This is a genomic window from Streptomyces sp. NPDC001796 (genome assembly GCF_042892355.1).
Taxonomy (GTDB): domain Bacteria; phylum Actinomycetota; class Actinomycetes; order Streptomycetales; family Streptomycetaceae; genus Streptomyces.
In genome coordinates, this window is record NZ_JBIAUC010000006.1 from 156683 (window position 1) to 176678 (window position 19996).

The following is a 19996-nucleotide window of genomic DNA, read 5'->3' on the forward strand; positions in this document are numbered from 1 at the left end:
TATCTGCGTCAGGACCCAGGGGGGCCGGAGGCGGCGTCATGACATTCGTGCAGCTCATCGACTGCAGGACCAGCCGGTTCGACGAGATGAACCGGATCATGGACAGATGGGTCGAGAAGACCAGGGGCAGGCGGACGGCGACCCACGACGTGATCGGCAGGGACCGGTCCGACGCCTCGCACTTCATCGAGATCGTGGAGTTCCCCTCCTACGAGGACGCGATGCGGAACTCCAACCTCCCGGAGACCGACCAGGTCTTCCGCGAGATGGTCGCCCTGTGCGACGAGATGCCCACCTTCGTCGATCTGGAGGTGGTGCGGGACGAGCAGTTGTACACGGATGCGGTGCGACGCCTGTTCGACACGCTGGCGACGGCGGGCGAACTGCCACCGCTCAACGACCTGATCGCCGAGGGCTGCCACAGCCACGACCCCGTCAACCCGCAGGACACCATCGGCCTGGACGCCATCCGGCGCGAGTACCGGATGTGGCGGGACGCCTTCGACTTCACCTTCACGATCGAGGACCTGATGGAGCAGGGCAACCGGGTGTGTGCGCGGTGGACCTGGAACGCCACGCACAAGGGCGAGTTCCTGGGCATCCCGTCCACCGGCCGCAGGGTCACCATGACCGGGATGACCCTGTTCCGCTTCGGTGAGGACGCGAAGATCGCCGAGACCTGGTGGCAGCACGACCAGCTGGGGCTGATGGAGCAGCTGGGGGCGCTGGACGAGCTGGAGCGGTAGGACGCCGGGACAGCCGGAAGGCCCGGCACCCCTCGGGGCGCCGGGCCTTGTGCGACGTGCGTCGTACGTCAGTGGGCGTGACCGTGGCCGTGGCCGGCCGCGGCGGGCTCCTCCTCTTCCTTCTTCTCGACGACCAGGGTCTCGGTCGTCAGAAGCAGGGAGGCGATGGAGGCCGCGTTCTCCAGGGCGGAGCGGGTGACCTTGACCGGGTCGATGACGCCGGCCTTGATCAGGTCGCCGTACTCGCCGGTGGCGGCGTTGTAGCCGTTGCCCTTCTCCAGCTCGGCGACCTTGGAGGCGATGACGTAGCCCTCCAGGCCCGCGTTCTCGGCGATCCAGCGCAGCGGCTCGACGACCGCGCGGCGCACGATGGCGACACCGGTGGCCTCGTCGCCGTCCTTGCCGAGGCCGTCGGCCAGCACCTTGGAGGCGTGGACGAGGGCGGAGCCACCACCGGAGACGATGCCCTCCTCGACCGCGGCGCGGGTCGCGGAGATGGCGTCCTCCAGACGGTGCTTCTTCTCCTTCAGCTCCACCTCGGTGGCGGCGCCGACCTTGATCACGCACACGCCGCCGGCCAGCTTCGCGAGGCGCTCCTGGAGCTTCTCGCGGTCCCAGTCGGAGTCCGTGGTCTCGATCTCGGCCTTGATCTGGGCGACGCGGCCCGCGACGTCCTCGGACTTGCCGGCGCCGTCGACGATCGTGGTGTCGTCCTTGGTGACGGTGACGCGGCGGGCGGAGCCCAGCACGTCCAGGCCGACCTGGTCGAGCTTGAGGCCGACCTCCTCGGAGACGACCGTGGCGCCGGTGAGGACCGCCATGTCCTGCAGCATCGCCTTGCGGCGGTCACCGAAGCCGGGGGCCTTGACGGCGACCGCGTTGAAGGTGCCGCGGATCTTGTTGACGACCAGGGTGGACAGGGCCTCACCCTCGAGGTCCTCGGCGATGATCAGCAGCGGCTTGGAGGAGCCGGCCTGGATGACCTTCTCCAGCAGCGGCAGCAGGTCCGCGATGGCGGAGATCTTGCCCTGGTTGATGAGGATGTACGGGTCGTCGAGGACGGCCTCCATGCGCTCCTGGTCCGTCACGAAGTACGGCGACAGGTAGCCCTTGTCGAAGGCCATGCCCTCGGTGAAGTCCAGCTCCAGACCGAAGGTGTTGGACTCCTCGACGGTGATGACACCGTCCTTGCCCACCTTGTCCATCGCCTCGGCGATCAGCTCGCCGACCTGCTGGTCCTGGGCGGACAGCGCGGCGACGGCGGCGATGTCGGACTTCTCGTCGATCGGGCGGGCGGTGGCCAGCAGGTCGTCGGAGACGGCCTTGACGGCCGCGTCGATGCCCTTCTTCAGGGCGGCCGGGGAGGCGCCCGCGGCGACGTTCCGCAGACCCTCGCGCACCAGCGCCTGGGCGAGCACGGTGGCCGTGGTGGTGCCGTCACCCGCGATGTCGTTGGTCTTGGTCGCCACCTCCTTGACCAGCTGGGCGCCGAGGTTCTCGTACGGGTCCTCGATCTCGACCTCACGGGCGATGGTGACGCCGTCGTTGGTGATGGTGGGGGCGCCGAACTTCTTGTCGATGACGACGTTGCGGCCCTTGGGGCCGATGGTCACCTTGACCGTGTCGGCCAGCTTGTTGACGCCGCGCTCGAGGGCGCGACGGGCGTCCTCGTCGAACTTCAGGATCTTCGCCATGGCAGCGGGAGCCCTCTCGGAAATCTGGATGAACGAACTGCGCCCCGGGCGCCCGGCTTCTCTTATCGGTCGCGGGGGCCAGGGGCGCAGCTCAAAAGCAGGAGTGCTTCGGGGTGAACTACTTCTCGATGATCGCGAGCACGTCGCGGGCCGAGAGAACGAGGTACTCCTCGTTGTTGTACTTCACCTCGGTGCCGCCGTACTTGCTGTAGAGCACGACGTCGCCGACCTTGACGTCGAGCGGAAGGCGGTTGCCGTCCTCGAAGCGGCCCGGGCCCACGGCCAGGACGACGCCCTCCTGGGGCTTCTCCTTGGCGGTGTCCGGGATGACCAGGCCAGAGGCCGTGGTCTGCTCGGCGTCCAGCGGCTGGACCACGATGCGGTCCTCGAGCGGCTTGATGGCAACCTTGGAGCTGGCGGTCGTCACGATCCGACCTCCCCCTTCGGAGATCTCACGGGGTTAACTGTCTGAGGTGGCGACCAGGTCGATCCGTCGTCGCGGGTGCCGGACCTGCCCGTCGCTTTGTTGGCACTCTCCTGTGGTGAGTGCCAGAGCCGAGACTATGACCGCGATTAGCACTCGGTCAAGCGGAGTGCCAATGCGGGCGGTGCGCGCCGTGGTGAGTTCGGTTGCCCGGCGGTCGGTGTTCACCCGGTGGTGGGGTGACCGCCCCGGGACTCCTCCCCAGACCCCCCTGTCGGGACGCTCAGAGGTAGTCCTCCAAGCGGGCCACCGTGAAGCCCCTCGACTGCAGGCGGCGCAGGACCCGGATGGTCTCCGTGGTCAGGGAGGTCTGGGGGCGGCCCGGTTCGTGGGGGCGGAGGATGTCGCCCGGATGGAGGGCCGTGGACCTTCCGTAGGCGTGCGCCGGGCGCCACAGGATCAGGGCCTTGATGCCGCAGTCCGCCGCGGCCCGCAGCGTCGTGCGGTCGTACCTGCCGTAGGGCGGGCGCAGCAGAAGAGGCCGCCGGACCAGGCGGGAGCGCAGACGGTCCCGCCCGGCGCAGATCTGGGCGCGCTGTTCCGCGTAGGGACGGCCGCGCAGTCCGGCGTGGTCCAGGGTGTGGTTCTGGATGGTCGCCCCCGCGGCCCGCAGCCGGCCGATGCGCGCGTACCCGGGTCCGTCGCGGCTGTCCGTGAGGAACACGCTGACGGGCAGCCGCAGGTCCCGGACCATCTCGGCGAACCGGGGGTCACGCTCGGCGCCCTCGTCGTAGGTGAGGAAGACGACCCTGTCGTGGGTGGGGACGCGGTCGAGGACCTCCGGCAGCCCCTCGTCCTCCGGTTCGACGTGGCGCGGCAGGGGGCGGGCCGGGCGGGGCGGTGGCGCGAGCGGGGCGGCGAGCCCCCAGCGGCGGTACGCCCCCTCGTGCGGGCCGTACGACCTGCGCACCCTCTGCGCCGCCTTCTTGCCCAGCCGTTCGATGGGGTCGACCGACTGGGCGCAGCCGGCCGCTCCGGCCAGGACCGCGGCGGCCAGGACCGCGGCCAGCAGTGCGCGCAGCCGCCGTGCCCTCACAGGTGGTCCTCCAGGCGTGCCACCGCGTACCCCTCGTCGGTCACCTTCTCGAGGAACCTGCGGATCACGTCGGGCATCTTGCCGTTCCGGTCCGCTCGCGCCGCCGGGGGCCTGAAGGGCTCCTGTGGGCCGTGCGCGCCGTGCATCCCCTCGCTACCGGTGCACCCGACAGCGAGGGCGGTGGCGGCCAGGACGGCGAGGCCGGCGCGGGCCGCGACCGTCGACCCGGGACCCGTCAAGCGCGGCACACGCACAGCAGTGCATTTTGCGCACTTTTTGTCATCTTGTCCTACGAGTCGCATGGTGCCGGATCCTTCCAGCCGCCGTCGGCCGCGGCGGGCCGACACCGCGACCCGGCGCACGCCGTCCACCGACTGGCCGACAATGACCGGGTGAACGACCTCTCCTTCGCCTCCCTGCTCACCCCCGAGGGCCGCGCCCTCCTGGACGAGGTGCGCGGCACCGACCCGGCGCGGGAGTTGGCCGTCGCCACCCGGCTGCGCCGCGAGCACCCCGCCGAGCTGGTCTCCGCGGCCCTCGCCCAGGCACGGCTGCGCGAGCGGGCGGCGGCGAAGTTCGGTGTGGGCGACGCTCAGCGGATGTTCTTCACCCCGAACGGCGTCGAGCAGTCCACCAGGGCCACGGTCGCCGCCCACCGCGCCGAGCGCTTCCGGGCCCTCGGGGTGACCTCCGTCGCCGACCTGTGCTGCGGCGTGGGCGGCGACGCCATCGCGCTCGCCCGGGCCGGCATCCGCGTCCTGGCCGTGGACCGCGACCCGCTCACGGCCGCCGTGGCGCGCGCCAACGCCGACGCGCTGGGTCTCGCCGGCCTGATCGAGGTGCGCGAGGCCGACGTCACCGAGGTGGAGGTGTCCTCGTACGACGCCGTCTTCGTCGATCCCGCGCGGCGGGGAGGACGCGGCCGCATCTTCGACCCGGAGGCGTACTCGCCCCCGCTGTCCTGGGCTGTGGCCACGGCTCTGCGCGCATCGCACGCCGCCCTGAAGGTGGCGCCGGGCATCCCGCACGAGGCGGTGCCCGACGAGGCGGAGGCCGAGTGGATCTCGGACGGCGGGGACGTGAAGGAGGCGGTGCTGTGGTTCGGCACGCGGCCGGGAGAGGTACGGGCCACCCTCCTGCCCGGACCGCGCGTGCTGCGCGGTCGCGGCCTGCCCGACCCGCCGGTGCGCCCCCTCGGCCGCTACCTCTACGAACCCGACGGCGCCGTGATCCGCGCGCACCTGGTGGCGGAGGTGGCCCAGGACGTGGACGGCGGCCTGATCGACGAGACGATCGCCTATGTGACGGCGGACGGGCGCCGCGACTCGCCCTACGCCACCGCGTACGAGATCACCGACCGGCTCCCCTTCAACGTGAAGAAGCTGAAGGCGCTGCTCCGGGAGCGGGAGGTCGGGATCCTGACCGTGAAGAAGCGCGGCTCGGCCGTCGAGCCGGAGGAACTGCGCCGCAAGGTCCTGCCCAAGCCGCACGGCCCCCACGCGGTGACCGTGTTCCTGACCCGGGTCGCCGGGGCGCCCACCATGCTGCTCGGGCACCCCGTCCAGGGTCTCTCGTTCGGATCAGCCCGGCCTGATCCGAACGAAGGGCCGTAGGGCGTGTTGCGAAAGTCCCGCCTGCCTCGCGACGCCATGCACCCACTCTCGCCGCACCGGGCGGAACCCCAAGTACATCCAGTACGAGGGCTTCCACCCGGCACGCCGAGAGCACGCACCTGACGCCGCGAGGCCCGGTCTCCGGCCGGACGACGGGACTTTCGCAACACGCCCTAGCGGCAGTCCTCCGCACGCGCCGTGAGCAGCTCGCGCTCCCGTTCGTTGCGGGCGAGGGCGGCGGCCCGGACGAACTCCGCGCGGGCCTCGGCCGTGCGCCCGAGCCGGGCCAGCAGGTCGCCGCGGACGCTCGGCAGCAAGTGGTAGCCGCCCAGGGCTGGTTCCGCGGCCAGCCGGTCGACGATCTCCAGGGCCGGGCCCGGCCCCTCGGCCATGGAGACGGCGACCGCGCGGTTCAGCTCGACGACGGGTGACGGGGAGCGGGCGGCCAGCAGACCGTACAGGGTGGCGATACGCGCCCAGTCCGTTTCCTCGTACGTGTGCGCGAGCGCGTGGCACGCGGCGATCGCGGCCTGCAGGACGTACGGGCCAGGAGCCCGCGATGGGAGTCCCCCCTGCTCATGGGGGTCCCCCCGTTCGAGCGAAGTCGAGAGCGGGGGTGAAGCCGAGAGCTTGGGGGAGACCGTGTCGGCGCGGCCGAGGGCGGCGATGCCGCGGGCGATGAGCAGGCGGTTCCAGCGCGCCCGGTTCTGGTCCTTCAGCAGCACGGGCCCGCCGTCCGGCCCGGTGCGGGCCGCCGTGCGGGAGGCCTGGAACTCGAGCAGCGCGGCCAGCCCGTGCACCTCGGGCTCCTTGGGCATCAGCTCGGCCAGCACCCGGGCCAGCCGCAGCGCGTCCTCGCACAGGGCGGGGCGCAGCAGGTCGTCGCCGGCCGTGGCCGCGTACCCCTCGTTGAAGACCAGGTAGATGACCTCGAGCACGGACCCGAGCCGGGCCTCCCGCTCGGGACCGTACGGCACCTCGAAGGCGACGGCCTTCGTCGCGAGCGTCCGTTTCGCACGGACGATGCGCTGCGCGACGGTGGCCTCCGGCACGAGGAACGCGCGTGCGATCTCGGCGGTGGTCAGCCCGCCGAGCAGCCGCAGGGTGAGCGCGATGCGGGACTCGGCGGACAGCACCGGGTGGCAGGCGGTGAACACGAGCCGCAGCAGGTCGTCGTCGATGTCGTCCGGGTCGGACGGCACGTCCACGTGGTACGGCGCCGCCTCGAGGTCCCGCCCGACCTCCTCCAGCTTGCGCGTGTACCTCTCCCGGCGGCGCACGAGGTCGATCGCGCGGTGCTTGGCGGCGGCCATGAGCCAGGCGCCCGGGTTGTCGGGCACGCCGTCCCGCGGCCACTGCTCCAACGCGGCGACCAGGGCGTCCTGCGCCAGCTCCTCGGCGATCCCGACGTCCCGGACGATCCGCGCGACGCCGGCGATGACGCGCGGGGACTCCATCCGGAAGACGGTCTCGATGGCGCCGACCGGGCCGTCGGGGGCGGGGGCGGCGGGCTGCTGTTCCACAGCCCACCATGCAACACCCCCGGCGGGCGGACGCAAAGCGGCGCTCACGCCTCGGCGATCTCCCGGACCTCACAGGTGATCGTCCAGTACTCCTCGTGCACCTTCACGAACCGCTTGGCCCACTCGATCGCCTCGGCCCTGTCCTTGCACTGCATGAGCGCGTAGCCGCCGATCACCTCCTTGGACTCGGTGAACGGGCCGTCCGTGACGGAGAGGTTCCCGCCCTCCCAGCGCACCCGCGCGCCCTGGGCGGCCGGCGTGAGCCCGGCGGTGTCGAGCATGACCCCGGCCTTGGTGATCTCCTCGATCAGCTCGCCCATCCGCTGCATCAGCTCGGGGCTGGGGCCCTCCGCGGGCGCGGTGGTCTCGTCGACGCGCACGATCGACAGGTAACGCGGCATGGTGACTCCTCGGGTACGGCGGCCGGGCTGTTCCCGGCCTCACACCCCTTGCGTCGAACGACCACGCCGTGGATCGACACGGCCCGCGGATTTTCTTCCACGGATTTTTTCCGGGCCGTTTTTTCCGAGCCGTTTTTCCGGGCCGTCCTCACCGCAGCGACGCCCACAGCTCGCTCGCCGCCGGTTCCTTCGCCACCACCCGGTTGGCGTCCGAGGGGGCGGGCACCACCGGCATCATCACCGTCGTCACGTTCTTCGACGCCAGACCCCGCAGGCTCTCGCCCAGGCGCGTCAGCTCCGGCAGCGAGTCCAGGCCCGTGTCCGTGGTCAGGCTGCCGGTGGTCGCGTCGGCGACCCGGTACAGCTTCGCGGGATCGGTGAGCAGATCCGTCGAGGCCAGCTGGTCCAGCAGCGCCTTCACGAGTTTCTGCTGAAGAGCTATGCGGCCGAGGTCGCTGCCGTCGCCTATGCCGTACCGGGTGCGCGCCAGGGCCAGGGCCTGGCTGCCGTTGAGGTGGTGGGCGCCCGCCTTCAGGTCCAGATGGCTCTTGTCGTCGTCGATGTCCTGATCCGTGGTCACCGTCACGCCGCCGAGCGCGTCCACCAGTTTGGCGAACCCCGAGAAGTCGATCTCCAGAAAATGGTCCATGCGGATGTGTGTGATCGACTCGACCGTCTTGACCGCGCAGACCGGACCGCCCAGCTCGTAGGCGGTGTTGAACATCACCCCGTACGCCACCGCCGTCCTGCCGCCCGACGCCAGCGGGCACGACGGCCGGGTGACGAGGGTGTCGCGCGGGATGCTGACCACGGTGGCCTTCGTGCGGCCCGCCTCGATGTGCACCACCATCGCCGTGTCCGAACGGGCACCCGCGACGTCGCCCCCGCCGAGGGCGGCGTTCTGCTTGCCGCTGCGCGAATCGGAGCCAAGGACCAGGATGTTCAGGGCGCCGCTCGGCAGGGGTGAGGCGGACGCGGAGGGCGAGGGTGTCGGGCGCGCCGGGCGGTCGGTGCCCAGCGCGCGGTCGATGTCGACGCTTTTGATGTTGTGGTTGAGATGCCAGTACGCCCAGGCCGCCCCGGCGGCCGTGAGGACGACGCCGCACGCGATCACCGCGCCGACGAACCTGATCAGCCGTGTCCGCCGGCCGCCGCGTCTTGCCACGCCCCCGTCACCATCCCCGTCCCCGGCCCCCGTGCGTGTCAGCAGAAGCCACACGGAGGAACATAAGTCCGAATTATTGCGAGCAGAGACAGCGGGACGTCATTCTTCGGAAAATCTCACGTTCTCACCCTGCCCTCAGCCCGGCGTCACTGCGGGGGGGGCACGAAAGTTTCGGAGGCCGATACGTCAACACCGGCCCGAGACGGCCCGGTTGGTCATGTTCGTGCCGGTGGATCGGGCGGGAGTCATGCGCGGGATCGTATGCCCGGAAGATTCGACGCACCACCCGAAAGATTCGGAAGGAGACGGGAGTTGAGGTCCGTCAGTCCGCCGTCACCGACTCGAACCGCCACCGGTGCACCGCCCGGGTGACCAACTCCCCGTCCGGCTCGGGCAGTTCCGGGAGGTCGGCAATGAACTCCGCGTCCCACCAGGTGATGACGAGGACGCGGTCCTGCGGGGCCCGGAAGGTCTCGCGGCGCAGGGGCGGGGGCGTCAGCTCCTGGGCGCGGGCCCAGGCCAGCAGTTCCTCGCCCCGGCCTGCGACCGCCCGGGCCTCCCACATCAGCGCGACCGTCACGAGTAGAGGTTCTCCTTGCTCACCTCGTGCACGTGGTCGTGGTCGTGCGAGTTGCCCGGCACATGCGGGTCCGTCACCGGCAGCGACGAGTCCGCCGACAGGTCCCAGGACGACGCAGGACGGCCCCGGGCGACCATCTCCGCGCCCAGCGCGGCGACCATCGCGCCGTTGTCCGTGCAGAGCTTGGGGCGGGGCACCCGCAGGCGGATGCCGGCCGCCTCGCAGCGCTCCTGGGCCAGGACGCGCAGGCGGGAGTTCGCCGCGACTCCGCCGCCGATCATCAGATGGTCGACGCCCTGGTCCTTGCAGGCCCGCACCGCCTTGCGGGTCAGCACGTCCACCACCGCCTCCTGGAAGGACGCGGCCACATCGCGGACCGGGACCTCCTCCCCCGCCGCCCGCTTGGCCTCGATCCAGCGGGCCACGGCCGTCTTCAGGCCGGAGAAGGAGAAGTCGTACGCGGGGTCGCGCGGGCCGGTCAGGCCGCGCGGGAACGCGATCGCCTCCGGGTCGCCCTCCTTGGCGTACCGGTCGATGACCGGGCCGCCCGGGAAGCCGAGGTTCAGCACGCGCGCGATCTTGTCGAAGGCCTCGCCCGCCGCGTCGTCGATCGTCGAACCCATCGGCCGTACGTCCGAGGTGATGTCCGTGGAGAGCAGCAGCGACGAGTGGCCGCCGCTGACCAGCAGCGCCATCGTCGGTTCCGGCAGCGCGCCGTGCTCCAGCTGGTCCACGCAGATGTGCGAGGCCAGGTGGTTGACGCCGTACAGCGGCTTGCCCAGCGCGTACGCGTACGCCTTCGCCGCCGAGACGCCGACCAGCAGGGCTCCGGCCAGTCCCGGCCCGGCGGTGACCGCGATGCCGTCGAGGTCCTTCGCGGAGACACCCGCGTCCTTCAGCGCGCGCTCGATGGTCGGCACCATCGCTTCCAGATGGGCACGCGAGGCGACTTCCGGAACGACCCCGCCGTAGCGCGCGTGCTCGTCGACGCTGGAGGCGACGGCGTCCGCGAGGAGGGTGGTCCCGTGGACGATGCCGACGCCGGTCTCGTCGCAGGACGTCTCGATCCCCAGGACCAGGGGTTGGTCAGCCATTGATCTCGGTTCCTCGTACTGATGGGGAGCCCGCGGCGAAGTCGCCGTCGGGCGTGGTGGTCAGGCGCATCACCAGGGCGTCCACGTTCCCCGGCTGGTAGTAGCCGCGCCTGAACCCGATGGCCTCGAAGCCGAAGCGCTCGTACAGCTTCTGCGCGCGTACGTTGTCGACCCGGCACTCGAGCATCACCTCGGCGCACTCGAACGCGGTCGCGGCGCGCAGCAGCTCCGTCAGCAGCCGCCCGCCCAGGCCCGTGCCCCAGTGGTCGCGGGCCACGGCGATGGTCTGGATGTCGGCGAGCTCACCCTGGGCGGCCAGCCCCGCATAGCCGACGATGCGCTCGCCCTCGACGGCCACGACGTAGCGGCGGGTGGCCTCCGGGCCCCGGGAGTGCGCGAGCTCGGACCAGAACATGCCCCGCGACCAGGCGTCCTCCGGGAAGAGGTCCTTCTCCAGCTCCAGCACGGGGTCGATGTCCCACCAGCGCATCTCGCGCAGCCGGGGCGTCTCGGGCGGGGTCACGGGCTCGGTCACTTCGGCGTGACCACCTTGTAGCTCTTGGGCACCTGTGCGTCGGGGCGGCGCAGGTACAGCGGACGGGGCGCGGGCAGTTCCTCGCCCTTGGCGAGCTTCTCGGCGGCCAGGGAGGCCAGGGCCGCCGCCGAGACGTGCTCGGGCTCGTGGACGTCCGGGAAGGTGTCCGGGTACAGCAGCGCGCCCGCGCCGACGGCGGGCAGGCCCGCGACCTTCTCGGCGATCTCGGCGGGACGGTCGACGGCGGGCTCGGTGACACGGGTGCGCGCGTCCTCGTAGCGCGCCCAGTAGACCTCCTTGCGGCGCGCGTCCGTGGCGACCACGAAGGGCACGGTCAGATCGGAGGCGTACGCGAGGCCGTCGAGGGTGCACAGGCCGTGGACGGGCACACCGAGCGCGAGTCCGAACGTGTCGGCTGTCATCAGACCGACCCGCAGCCCGGTGTACGGGCCGGGGCCCACGCCGACGACGACGCCGGTGACGGCGTCGAGCCGGGTGCCCGCCTCGGCGAGGATCCGGTCGACGGCGGGCAGCAGGAGTTCCCCGTGCCGCCGGGCGTCGACCTGGCTCGTCGAGGCGACGACGGACGTGCCGTCGTGCAGCGCGACGGTCACGGCGGGGGTGGCGGTATCCAGAGCGAGCAAGAGCACGCAAACAGCCTACGGCGCTCGCGCCCCCAGCACGGCCGGGCCGGTCCACACCGGGGCTGCTGCTACCGTCACAGCAAAGGTGTGCGACGCAAGCGCGTGCACGGTGTCGAGAGGTGGGCAAGGGTGGCTAGGAGCAGCTCGGGATTCGTGGCCGGGCTCACCGTGGCGGCCGTCGCCGCGGTCGGTTTCCTCGCCTACCAGGCGTCGGCGCACGTGCCCGACACGCTGGGCAAGCCGCAGGTGAAGAAGTCGCCGGGGGCCGGCGCGTCCAAGGCCCCGCGGGGCACGAACCCGGCGGCGCTGCCCGGGGGCTCCGGCACCGGGGAGCGGGTGGTGTACTCACTCGACGACGACCGGGTGTGGCTGGTCGGCACGGACAACAAGGTGGAGCGGACCTTCACCGTGATGCCGGGGACGGTGGACCCGGCCCCGGGCACGTACGCGGTGACGTCCCGGACCGCGGCCGGGACCGGTTCGGACGGCAAGCAGGTGGAGCACATCGTGCGGTTCGCGCTGAGCGACGGCGTGGTGTTCGGCTTCAGCGCGGCCGTGGACGGCTCGACGCCCAAGCCGGACGCGTCGAAGAAGCTGGGCGGGATCCGCGAGGGCCGTGCGGACGGCACGGCGATGTGGGAGTTCGCGACGATCAACCAGAAGGTGGTCGTCGTCAAGTAGCCGTCGTCGTCAAGCCCCGGTCGTCGTCAAGCCGCGGACGCCACGCTCTACGCGGCCCTGCGCCGGTCCTCCGTCACCGGAGCCGGCTGGTGCGTGTCGGGCGCCGGGTCCCTCGGCGGGGTCGAGACCGCCTTGGCCGCCGCGCAGGAGGCGAGCAGATCCTTCATCGACACGTTGCGCGGCCCGGGCACCACGCGCGGCTGCGCCTCGTCGCGTTCTGAAGCCGGCATGGACGCCTCCTGGTGTCGCGAGGGCGACAGGGTTAGGCAGACCTGACCTCGGTCCTTCCGACCATGTGACCACGCCGGACGCCCGCGGCGCAATATCTTGCCGACGGCTTGTCGGGACGTTACCCGCATGGTGCACGCCGTTCGGGGCCCTAAAGGGGCGCTCCCAGGTCCACCTGCGTCCACCGCTCCCCGAACCCCGCGAGCGTCACATGCCTGACCTCGTCCGTCGTGTCGCCCACCGCCCGGTGGATCGTCACGTGCAGGCGGTCCTCCGTCAGCTCCTCGACCTTGCCCTCGCCCCACTCCACGACGACCACCGACTCCGGCAGCGAGACGTCGAGGTCGAGGTCCTCCATCTCCTCCAGGCCGCCGCCCAGCCGGTACGCGTCCACGTGGACCAGCGGCGGGCCGTCCCCGAGGGAGGGGTGCACGCGGGCGATCACGAAGGTCGGCGAGGTGACCGCCCCCCGTACCCCCAGGCCCTCGCCGAGCCCGCGGGTCAGCGTGGTCTTGCCCGCGCCCAGCTCGCCGTTCAGCAGCACGAGGTCGCCGGCGTGCAGCAGCTTGGCCAGCCGGCGCCCCAGTTCCTGCATCTGTTCGGGGGAGGTGACGGTGAGCTCGACGGTGACGTCCGGCGTGGGGGCCTCAGCCGGGCTGTGCGGTGCTGGTGCTTCCATAGCCCCCCACGGTAGCCCCTGCGGGGACCGCTCCCGAGCGCATCAGGAGGTCGGCGAGGCGGTCGGTGACGACCTCGGGGTGCTCCAGCATCACCAGGTGCCCGGCGTCCGGCACGAGCACCAGTTCGGCGTCCGGCAGCAGATCGGCGATCGCCTCGCTGTGCTCGCTGGGGGTGACCAGGTCCTGCACGCCGGCCAGGACGAGCACCGGAAGGTCGGCGAAGCGGGCGAGCGCCTTGGTCTTGTCGTGGTCGGTGAAGGCCGGGTAGAACTCGGCGACCACGTCGATCGGGGTGCTCTCGATCATCCGCTCGGCGAACCGGGCGACGGCCGGATCGATGTCCCGGGACGCGAAGGAGTACCGCTTGATGATCCCCGCGAACAGGTCGGCGGTGGCCCTGCGTCCCTTCTCCACCAGCTCGGCCTGCTGCCCGAGTGCCCTCAGCACTCCGGGCAGGACGCGGCGTATCGCGTTGACGCCCGCGACGGGCAGTCCGAAGTTGACCTCACCGAGCCGCCCGGACGACGTACCCACGAGGGCGACGCCGACGACCCGGTCGCGGATCAGTTCCGGGTACTGGTCGGCGAGGGCCATGACCGTCATGCCGCCCATGGAGTGGCCGACGAGCACGATCGGCCCCTCGGGCACGGCCGCGTCGATCACGGCCTTCAGGTCGCGTCCGAGCTGGTCTATGGAGACCGGCGTGCCGTCGGCCTGCGCCATGCCCCGCCCGGAGCGGCCGTGGCTGCGCTGGTCCCAGTGCACGGTGCGGACGACGCCGCGCAGCGCGGCCCGCTGGAAGTGCCAGGAGTCCTGGTTGAGGCAGTAGCCGTGGCTGAAGACGACGGTGACCGGGGCCGGGGCCTTGCGTCCGAAGAGCCGGCGGCGGCGCTGCGCGGGGATCCTCTCCGGCTCGACGTCGTCGACCTCGTAGTACAGCTCGGTGCCGTCGTCCGCGTACGCCTTGCCGGGGATGCCGCGGAGGGAGCCGTAGGGCCCGGCCGAGTCGAGGGCCAGCCGGGCCTTCCTGCGCATGCCGCGGCCGACCGTCATCCGCTCGATCGCGACACCGGCCGCGGCACCCGCCGCGACCACGCCTATCGCGGCGCCGGCGAGACCGGCGAGACGCCAGTTGCCGGCGGCAGCGACGGTCGCGCCGGCGACGGCCCCCGCCGTCTCCGCACTGCTCTCGCTCACGTCCCGCTCCTTCGTGCCGGGCTCCCCGCCCGTTCAGCCGTACGTCTGCCCCGGCTCACCCGTGTGGATTACCCATCCTGTTCCGCGTTCACCTTTACGTAGACGCGCGGGACGCGGGTTCCGATCCGGGTCACGATTTCGTAAGCGATGGTTCCGGCCGCCTGCGCCCAGTCCTCGGCGGTGGGTTCGCCCCGGTCCCCGGGACCGAACAGGACCGCCTCGGTTCCGGGTGGGGGCTCGTCGCCGCCCAGGTCCACGACGAACTGGTCCATGGCGATCCGCCCCGCGACGGTACGCAGCTTGCCGTCGACCAGGACCGGTCCCGTACCGGAGGCGTGCCGCGGGATGCCGTCCGCGTAGCCGACCGGGACCAGGCCGAGGGTGGTGGCGCCGGGGGTGGTGTACAGGTGGCCGTAGCTGACGCCGTGGCCGCCGGGGACCTGCTTGACCAGGGCGAGCGACGCCTTCAGGGTCATCACCGGACGCAGTCCGAGGTCGGCGGGGGTGCCGAGTTCGGGGCTCGGTGAGATGCCGTACATCGCGATTCCGGTGCGTACGAGGTCGAAGTGGGCCTCGGGCAGGGTCAGCGTGGCGGGCGAGTTGGCGATGTGCCGCACCTCGGGCCGCACGCCCTGTTGCTCGGCGTACGCCACCATCTCGCGGAAGCGGGCCAGTTGGGCCTGGACGGAGGGGTGGCCGGGTTCGTCCGCGCAGGCGAAGTGGGACCACAGGCCGACGACGGTGACCAGGCCGTCGGCCTGGGCGCGCACGGCCTCGGCGACGAGTTCCGGCCAGTCGCCGGGCTGGCAGCCGTTCCTGCCCAGGCCGGTGTCGGCCTTGAGGTGGACCCGGGCGGGTACGCCCGCGGCGGCGGCCGCCTCGCGCACCTCCTCCAGGGCCCACAGACCGCTGACGGACACGTCGACGTCGGCCTCGACGGCACGCTGCCAGGGACCGCCGGGGGTCCAGAGCCAGCACAGGACGCGACCCGGCACCCCTGCCTCGCGCAGGGCGAGGGCCTCCTCCGGCGTGGCCGTGCCGAGCCACTCGGCCCCGGCTTCGAGGGCCGCGCGGGCGCACGGCACGGCCCCGTGGCCGTACGCGTCCGACTTCACGACGGCCATCAGGGCCGAGCCGGGCGCGAGGGCGCGCAGGGCACGCACGTTCGCCCGCAGGGCCGCCAGATCGATCTCGGCGCGGGCACGCAGGGGTGCTGTCTCGATACGTTCCATCGCGCCCCAGTGTCTCAGAGGGGCCGGACGGCACGGGGATGACGGTACCGGCGGGTAGCGTTCCGGCAGTCGGCGTCCCTCAACCGGGCCTGGTCCGGGCCTGGTCCGGGCCCATGCACGCCTATCCAGGCCGGTCCACGCCCATCCACGGCCGTCCACGTCCATTCAGGGCCGTCCCCAGGGCCCATCGGGGCCCACCCGCTCAGCCCCGCACGTCGCGCCATGCCTCGGGAATGGCGTCGGCCACGTCGTGCGCCCCCGTCGGCGCGCCGTCCGCCGCGTAGCGGCCGGCCAAGCCGTGCAGGTAGGCCGCCACGCTCGCCGCGTCCCGGGCCGGGAGGCCGGCCGCGAGAAGCGACCCCGACAGGCCGGACAGCACGTCTCCGCTGCCCGCGGTCGCCAGCCACGGCGTGCCGGTGGCGTTCACGCGCACCGGGCCACCGTCGGGGTCCGCCACCAGCGTCGTCGAGCCCTTGAGGAGGACGGTCGCGTGGTAGCGGGACGCCAGCTCGCGTACCGCCGCGAGCCGCGCGCCCTCGACCTCCTCGCGCGCCACGCCGAGCAGCGCCGCGGCCTCGCCCGCGTGCGGGGTCATCAGCGTCGGTGCCGAACGGGCGCGTACGGCATCCCGGTCGGCCAGCCTGAGCCCGTCCGCGTCGACGAGGACGGGTACGTCCGCCTCCAGCACCTCGGCCACGGTCGCCGCGTCGTCGCCCGCTCCGGGACCGACCACCCAGGCCTGCACGCGCCCGGCCTTGGCGGGCCCCCGGTCGGAGATCAGCGTCTCCGGGAAGCGGGCGATCACCGCGCTCCCGGCGGGTCCCACATACCGCACGGCACCGGCACCGCCGCGCAGCGCCCCCGAGACGGCGAGCACGGCCGCTCCGGGATAGCGCGCCGACCCGGCGGCGATGCCGACGACGCCCCGCCGGTACTTGTCGCTCTCGGCGCGCGGCACCGGCAGCAGCGCGGCCACGTCCGCGTGCTGCAACGCCTCCAGCTCGGCCTCCTCGGGCAGTTCCAGTCCGATGTCGACGAGCCGTACGGAACCGGCGTACTCCCGCGCCGGATCGATGAGCAGCGCCGGCTTGTGCGTACCGAAGGTCACGGTGAGGTCCGCCCGTACGGCGTCCCCCCGCACCTCCCCGCTGTCGGCCTCGACACCGCTCGGCAGGTCCACGGCGACGACGACCGCGCGTGAGGCGCCGGCGAGCGCGGCGAGCCGTGCCGCGTCGGGCCGCAGCCCGCCCTTGCCGCCGATGCCCACGATCCCGTCGACGACGAGGTCGGCGGCCCGGATCACCTCCTCGGCGGCGTCGGAGGGGTCCGCGACCGTACCGCCCGCCCTGCGAAGGGCGGCGAGCCCGCCCTGATGGGTCCTCTCGGGGGACAGCGGCACCGCCGTCACCCCGGCCCCGCGCCGGGCGAGCCGCGCCCCGGCGTACAGGGCGTCGCCGCCGTTGTCCCCGCTGCCGACCAGCAGCACCACCCGGCTGCCGTACACCCGCCCCAGCAACTGGGCGCAGGCCGCTGCCAGTCCGGCGGCGGCGCGCTGCATGAGCGCCCCCTCCGGAAGCCGGGCCATGAGCGCACGCTCGGCCGTCCTCACCGTCTCCACGCTGTACGCAGTACGCATACGGCCGAGTCTCCCCCACCACGCCCACACCATGACGAAGGGCGCGGGAGACGCCCGCCCGGACCCCGGTCCGAGGGCCGGGGTCCGGGATGGCACGCTATCCCTCGGCGACGACCACCGCCGACGCGACACCCGCGTCATGACTGAGCGACACATGCCAGAACTGCACACCGAGTTCGGCCGCGCGGGCCGCGACCGTGCCCGTCACGCGCAGCCGGGGCTGACCGCTGTCCTCGACGTACACCTCGGCGTCGGTCCAGTGCAGCCCGCCCGGCGCGCCCAGCGCCTTGGCCACCGCCTCCTTCGCCGCGAACCGCGCGGCCAGCGAGGCGATCCCGCGCCGCTCACCGCCGGGCAGCAGCAACTCGCGCTCCAGGAAGAGCCGTTCGGCCAGCCCGGGGGTACGCTCCAGCGCGGCCCGGAAGCGGTCGATCTCGGCCACGTCGATGCCGACTCCGATGATGCTCATGCGAGGCACCCTATGCGGCGCTGACCGCCCCTTCGCCGCGCGGCGGTTCGAAGGCCGGGCGCCGGGTTGGAGGCCGCTGGTTCCGGTTGGTGCACCGGCGCCCGACGGGCCACGGATGCCCTGGCAGCAGGGAGGTACGCGCCTTTTCACCCTTCCCACTCGTATGTGAGGACCGAGCAGGGACAGGGTCCGCCGGCGGACGCACCCAGGGCCCCGGACACGGCCGGGGCCCTGGGTGCGTGTCGACGCGCGCCGCTACCAGCGGTACCAGCGACCCCGTCGACCGCCACTCGCCGGGCGGACGACGAAGCCCAGCAGCCACACCGCCAGCACGATGACGGCAACCCACCACAGCGCCTTCAAGGCGAAGCCCGCACCGAAAAGGATCAGGGCCAGAAGAAGAACCAGAAGCAAGGGAACCATGTTTCATCAACCTCCGGCCGAGCGGGTTCCCCGCCGACGGCCCGGCACGCATCGAAAAACCCGGGTTTCTTCAGGGCCTCCAGTGGAATTCTGATTGGTTCGCCGCGAATCCTCGCGCACGGCACAGCGCATTCCTGTGACGTTTACGCGTCACGACGGGGGCAATCCGAACGTCACCGAACGCCGTGAAGACGTAGGGATGTGACACCCATGGCTGAGAACCAGAAGGCGCAGGCCAAGACCGAGCAGGCCAAGGGCAAGGTCAAGGAGAGCGTCGGCCGCACCGTCGGCAACGAGCGCATGGAGGCCGAGGGCCGCATGGAGCAGGCGCGCGGCGACGCCCGAGAGGCCAAGGAGAAGACCAAGGACGTCTTCCGGCACTGAGCCTCGCTCAGGGCAGGTTCGGGCGCTCGCACCGAATGGGTGCCCGGACCTGCTTTTCTTTTGCATTCTCCCGCGTCGCGCATGCTGAATTACCGTCAAGAAATGTCGGGCCGTCAGCTCTTGCCGCAACCCCTCGCCCCGCCCAATGGGCGTGAGCGGGTCAGGAGAGCCAGTCGGTGTATCGGGTGGGCGCGAGGTGGGCGTCCCTGTCGGTGAGGACGTCGCCCTTGACGGCGGCGAACATGCCCGCGGTGGGGTCGGTGACGACGGTGCGGGTGTCGCCCCTGCGGGACAGGGTGATCCGGCCCAGTTCGTCAAGGTTGAAGATCTCGGGGCCGGCGATGTTGTGAATGCCGTTCAGCGGGGCGCCCGCGGCCACCTCCGCCACCGCCGCGGCCACGTCCTTCGAGGCGATCGGCTGGATCGGCGTGGCGGGCAGCCGGACGGTGTCGCCCTCCGCGGTCCAGGACATGACGGCGTCCATGAACTCCATGAACTGCGTCGCCCGGACGATCGAGTAGGGGATCGAGCCGCCCGCGAGGATGTTCTCCTGGAGCACCTTGGCCCGGTAGTAGTCCAGCTCCGGCACCTGGTCCACACCGACGATCGAGAGGATGACGAAGTGGCCGACGCCGCCCTTGCGGGCCGCGGCCAGAAGGTTGTCCATCGAGGTCCGGAAGAACGCCGGGGAGGCTTCGTCGAAGGTCGGGGAGTTCGTCAGGTTGACGACGACGTCGGCTCCGTCCACCGCCCCGTCCAGCCCCTGGCCGCTGATGACGTCGACTCCGGTGGACTTCGAGTGCGGTACCGCCTCATGCCCGGCGGCGTTCAGGTCCTTGACGACCTGTGACCCGATCAGGCCGGTACCGCCGATGACTGCGAACTTCATGACACGCCTTTCGTCGGGAATATGTCCGCAATATGGCATATGAACCCTTCCGTGGGCGCGCCATGAGCCAAACTCGGACACAATCTGTCCGAGACTATACACGGACATAAATTGTCCGAGTCAAGCGGTCTGATTAGAGTGGGCGGGTGAAGATGTCCGGCGGAGTCGAGTGGGCCCTGCACTGCTGCGTCGTGCTCACGTCGGTCGAGGAGCCCGTGCCCGCGACCAGGCTGGCGGAACTGCACGACGTCTCGCCGAGCTATCTGGCCAAACAGCTGCAGGCGCTCTCCCGGGCCGGGCTCGTGCGCTCGGTCCAGGGCAAGTCCGGCGGCTACGTGCTCACCCGGGAACCCGCCTCGATCACGGTGCTCGATGTGGTCGAAGCGGTCGACGGCCCCGGCCAGGCGTTCACCTGCACGGAGATCCGCCAGCGCGGCCCGCTGGCCACGCCGGCCGAGTCGTGCACCGTGCCCTGCCCGATCGCCCGCGCGATGACCGCCGCGGACACGGCCTGGCGCGAAGCCCTGCGCGCGGTCACCATCGCCGATCTGGTCCAGGACGTCGCCTCGGACTCCGGCCCCTCCGCACTGGCCCGCATCAGCACGTGGCTGACCATGCCGGAAGTCTGACCGGAAGTCTGAAACGCCGAGCGAGTGGGACCT

The 19996-nt window shown here is 71.9% G+C and carries 23 protein-coding genes and 1 pseudogene; 5 read left to right on the top strand and 19 right to left on the bottom strand.

Annotation, left to right across the window (positions count from 1 at the left end):
- Positions 1-38: 38 nt before the first annotated feature.
- Positions 39-746, top strand: coding sequence for an ester cyclase (locus ACFYZE_RS14765; RefSeq protein ID WP_388992790.1), 708 nt, complete (start codon positions 39-41; stop codon positions 744-746).
- 68 nt (positions 747-814) lie between these two features.
- Here the strand turns inward: ACFYZE_RS14765 and groL are convergent, their stop codons facing one another.
- From groL to ACFYZE_RS14785, 4 genes and pseudogenes are all read right to left on the bottom strand, one after another.
- Entirely contained in the window at positions 815-2440 is a 1626-nt protein-coding gene (gene groL, locus ACFYZE_RS14770) for a chaperonin GroEL (protein ID WP_388992792.1), read from the bottom strand.
- A gap of 118 nt (positions 2441-2558) precedes the next feature.
- On the bottom strand, positions 2559-2867 hold the full coding sequence (groES, locus tag ACFYZE_RS14775; protein ID WP_009190181.1) for a co-chaperone GroES: 309 nt from the start codon (positions 2865-2867) through the stop codon (positions 2559-2561).
- 280 nt (positions 2868-3147) lie between these two features.
- Positions 3148-3960: a polysaccharide deacetylase family protein gene (locus tag ACFYZE_RS14780; RefSeq protein ID WP_388992795.1), complete on the bottom strand. Its 813-nt coding sequence runs from the start codon at positions 3958-3960 to the stop codon at positions 3148-3150.
- Positions 3957-4058 (bottom strand): annotated as a pseudogene (locus ACFYZE_RS14785) (polysaccharide deacetylase family protein); the annotation flags it as partial. The gene ACFYZE_RS14780 and the pseudogene ACFYZE_RS14785, both read right to left, overlap by 4 nt.
- Before the next feature lie 294 nt (positions 4059-4352).
- Here ACFYZE_RS14785 and ACFYZE_RS14790 point away from each other — a divergent pair.
- Entirely contained in the window at positions 4353-5573 is a 1221-nt protein-coding gene (locus ACFYZE_RS14790) for a class I SAM-dependent methyltransferase (protein WP_388992797.1), read from the top strand.
- Between the two features lie 173 nt (positions 5574-5746).
- Here ACFYZE_RS14790 and ACFYZE_RS14795 read toward each other — a convergent pair whose 3' ends face one another.
- The 7 genes from ACFYZE_RS14795 to tsaB form a co-directional block, all read right to left on the bottom strand.
- On the bottom strand, positions 5747-7096 hold the full coding sequence (locus tag ACFYZE_RS14795; protein WP_388992800.1) for an RNA polymerase sigma factor: 1350 nt from the start codon (positions 7094-7096) through the stop codon (positions 5747-5749).
- Positions 7097-7140: 44 nt separating this feature from the next.
- Positions 7141-7497, bottom strand: a complete 357-nt coding sequence (locus tag ACFYZE_RS14800; protein ID WP_388992803.1) for a YciI family protein — start codon at positions 7495-7497, stop codon at positions 7141-7143.
- A 148-nt stretch (positions 7498-7645) separates the two neighbouring features.
- A complete protein-coding gene (locus ACFYZE_RS14805) occupies positions 7646-8662 on the bottom strand; it encodes an LCP family protein (protein ID WP_388992806.1) in 1017 nt (338 codons plus the stop codon).
- A gap of 322 nt (positions 8663-8984) precedes the next feature.
- The gene (locus tag ACFYZE_RS14810; RefSeq protein ID WP_388992809.1) at positions 8985-9242 is read right to left on the bottom strand and encodes a hypothetical protein; all 258 of its coding nucleotides are present in this window, start codon (positions 9240-9242) and stop codon (positions 8985-8987) included.
- Positions 9239-10336 carry a tRNA (adenosine(37)-N6)-threonylcarbamoyltransferase complex transferase subunit TsaD gene (gene tsaD / locus ACFYZE_RS14815; protein ID WP_388992812.1) on the bottom strand — a complete coding sequence of 366 codons (1098 nt, stop codon included), beginning with the start codon at positions 10334-10336 and terminating at the stop codon, positions 9239-9241. The genes ACFYZE_RS14810 and tsaD overlap by 4 nt, the downstream gene beginning before the upstream one ends.
- Entirely contained in the window at positions 10329-10859 is a 531-nt protein-coding gene (rimI, locus tag ACFYZE_RS14820; protein ID WP_388993457.1) for a ribosomal protein S18-alanine N-acetyltransferase, read from the bottom strand. The genes tsaD and rimI overlap by 8 nt, the downstream gene beginning before the upstream one ends.
- An 8-nt stretch (positions 10860-10867) precedes the next feature.
- Positions 10868-11521 carry a tRNA (adenosine(37)-N6)-threonylcarbamoyltransferase complex dimerization subunit type 1 TsaB gene (gene tsaB, locus ACFYZE_RS14825; protein WP_388992815.1) on the bottom strand — a complete coding sequence of 218 codons (654 nt, stop codon included), beginning with the start codon at positions 11519-11521 and terminating at the stop codon, positions 10868-10870.
- 123 nt (positions 11522-11644) lie between these two features.
- Here tsaB and ACFYZE_RS14830 point away from each other — a divergent pair, with 123 nt between their 5' ends.
- Positions 11645-12196, top strand: coding sequence for a hypothetical protein (locus ACFYZE_RS14830; RefSeq protein ID WP_388992818.1), 552 nt, complete (start codon positions 11645-11647; stop codon positions 12194-12196).
- A 47-nt stretch (positions 12197-12243) separates the two neighbouring features.
- Here the strand turns inward: ACFYZE_RS14830 and ACFYZE_RS14835 are convergent, their stop codons facing one another.
- From ACFYZE_RS14835 to ACFYZE_RS14865, 7 genes are all read right to left on the bottom strand, one after another.
- The gene (locus ACFYZE_RS14835) at positions 12244-12426 is read right to left on the bottom strand and encodes a hypothetical protein (RefSeq protein ID WP_388992821.1); all 183 of its coding nucleotides are present in this window, start codon (positions 12424-12426) and stop codon (positions 12244-12246) included.
- A 149-nt stretch (positions 12427-12575) separates the two neighbouring features.
- A complete protein-coding gene (gene tsaE / locus ACFYZE_RS14840) occupies positions 12576-13103 on the bottom strand; it encodes a tRNA (adenosine(37)-N6)-threonylcarbamoyltransferase complex ATPase subunit type 1 TsaE (RefSeq protein ID WP_388992824.1) in 528 nt (175 codons plus the stop codon).
- Positions 13072-14301: an alpha/beta fold hydrolase gene (locus ACFYZE_RS14845; protein WP_388992827.1), complete on the bottom strand. Its 1230-nt coding sequence runs from the start codon at positions 14299-14301 to the stop codon at positions 13072-13074. Before ACFYZE_RS14845 ends, tsaE begins: the two co-directional genes overlap by 32 nt.
- A 68-nt stretch (positions 14302-14369) precedes the next feature.
- Complete coding sequence (gene alr, locus ACFYZE_RS14850; protein WP_388992830.1) at positions 14370-15533, bottom strand: alanine racemase; 1164 nt, start codon at positions 15531-15533, stop codon at positions 14370-14372.
- Positions 15534-15735: 202 nt separating this feature from the next.
- Positions 15736-17169, bottom strand: coding sequence for an NAD(P)H-hydrate dehydratase (locus ACFYZE_RS14855; protein ID WP_388992834.1), 1434 nt, complete (start codon positions 17167-17169; stop codon positions 15736-15738).
- Between the two features lie 97 nt (positions 17170-17266).
- Complete coding sequence (locus tag ACFYZE_RS14860) at positions 17267-17638, bottom strand: holo-ACP synthase (RefSeq protein WP_388571499.1); 372 nt, start codon at positions 17636-17638, stop codon at positions 17267-17269.
- A 255-nt stretch (positions 17639-17893) separates the two neighbouring features.
- On the bottom strand, positions 17894-18061 hold the full coding sequence (locus tag ACFYZE_RS14865; RefSeq protein WP_103837521.1) for a hydrophobic protein: 168 nt from the start codon (positions 18059-18061) through the stop codon (positions 17894-17896).
- Positions 18062-18271: 210 nt separating this feature from the next.
- On the opposite strand from ACFYZE_RS14865, the gene ACFYZE_RS14870 reads away from it, so the two are divergent.
- Complete coding sequence (locus ACFYZE_RS14870; RefSeq protein WP_200418851.1) at positions 18272-18445, top strand: CsbD family protein; 174 nt, start codon at positions 18272-18274, stop codon at positions 18443-18445.
- A gap of 160 nt (positions 18446-18605) precedes the next feature.
- On the opposite strand, the gene ACFYZE_RS14875 is transcribed toward ACFYZE_RS14870, so the two are convergent.
- Entirely contained in the window at positions 18606-19334 is a 729-nt protein-coding gene (locus ACFYZE_RS14875; RefSeq protein WP_388992838.1) for an SDR family oxidoreductase, read from the bottom strand.
- A 152-nt stretch (positions 19335-19486) separates the two neighbouring features.
- Here ACFYZE_RS14875 and ACFYZE_RS14880 point away from each other — a divergent pair, with 152 nt between their 5' ends.
- Positions 19487-19963, top strand: coding sequence for an RrF2 family transcriptional regulator (locus tag ACFYZE_RS14880; RefSeq protein WP_388993460.1), 477 nt, complete (start codon positions 19487-19489; stop codon positions 19961-19963).
- Positions 19964-19996 lie beyond the last annotated feature (33 nt).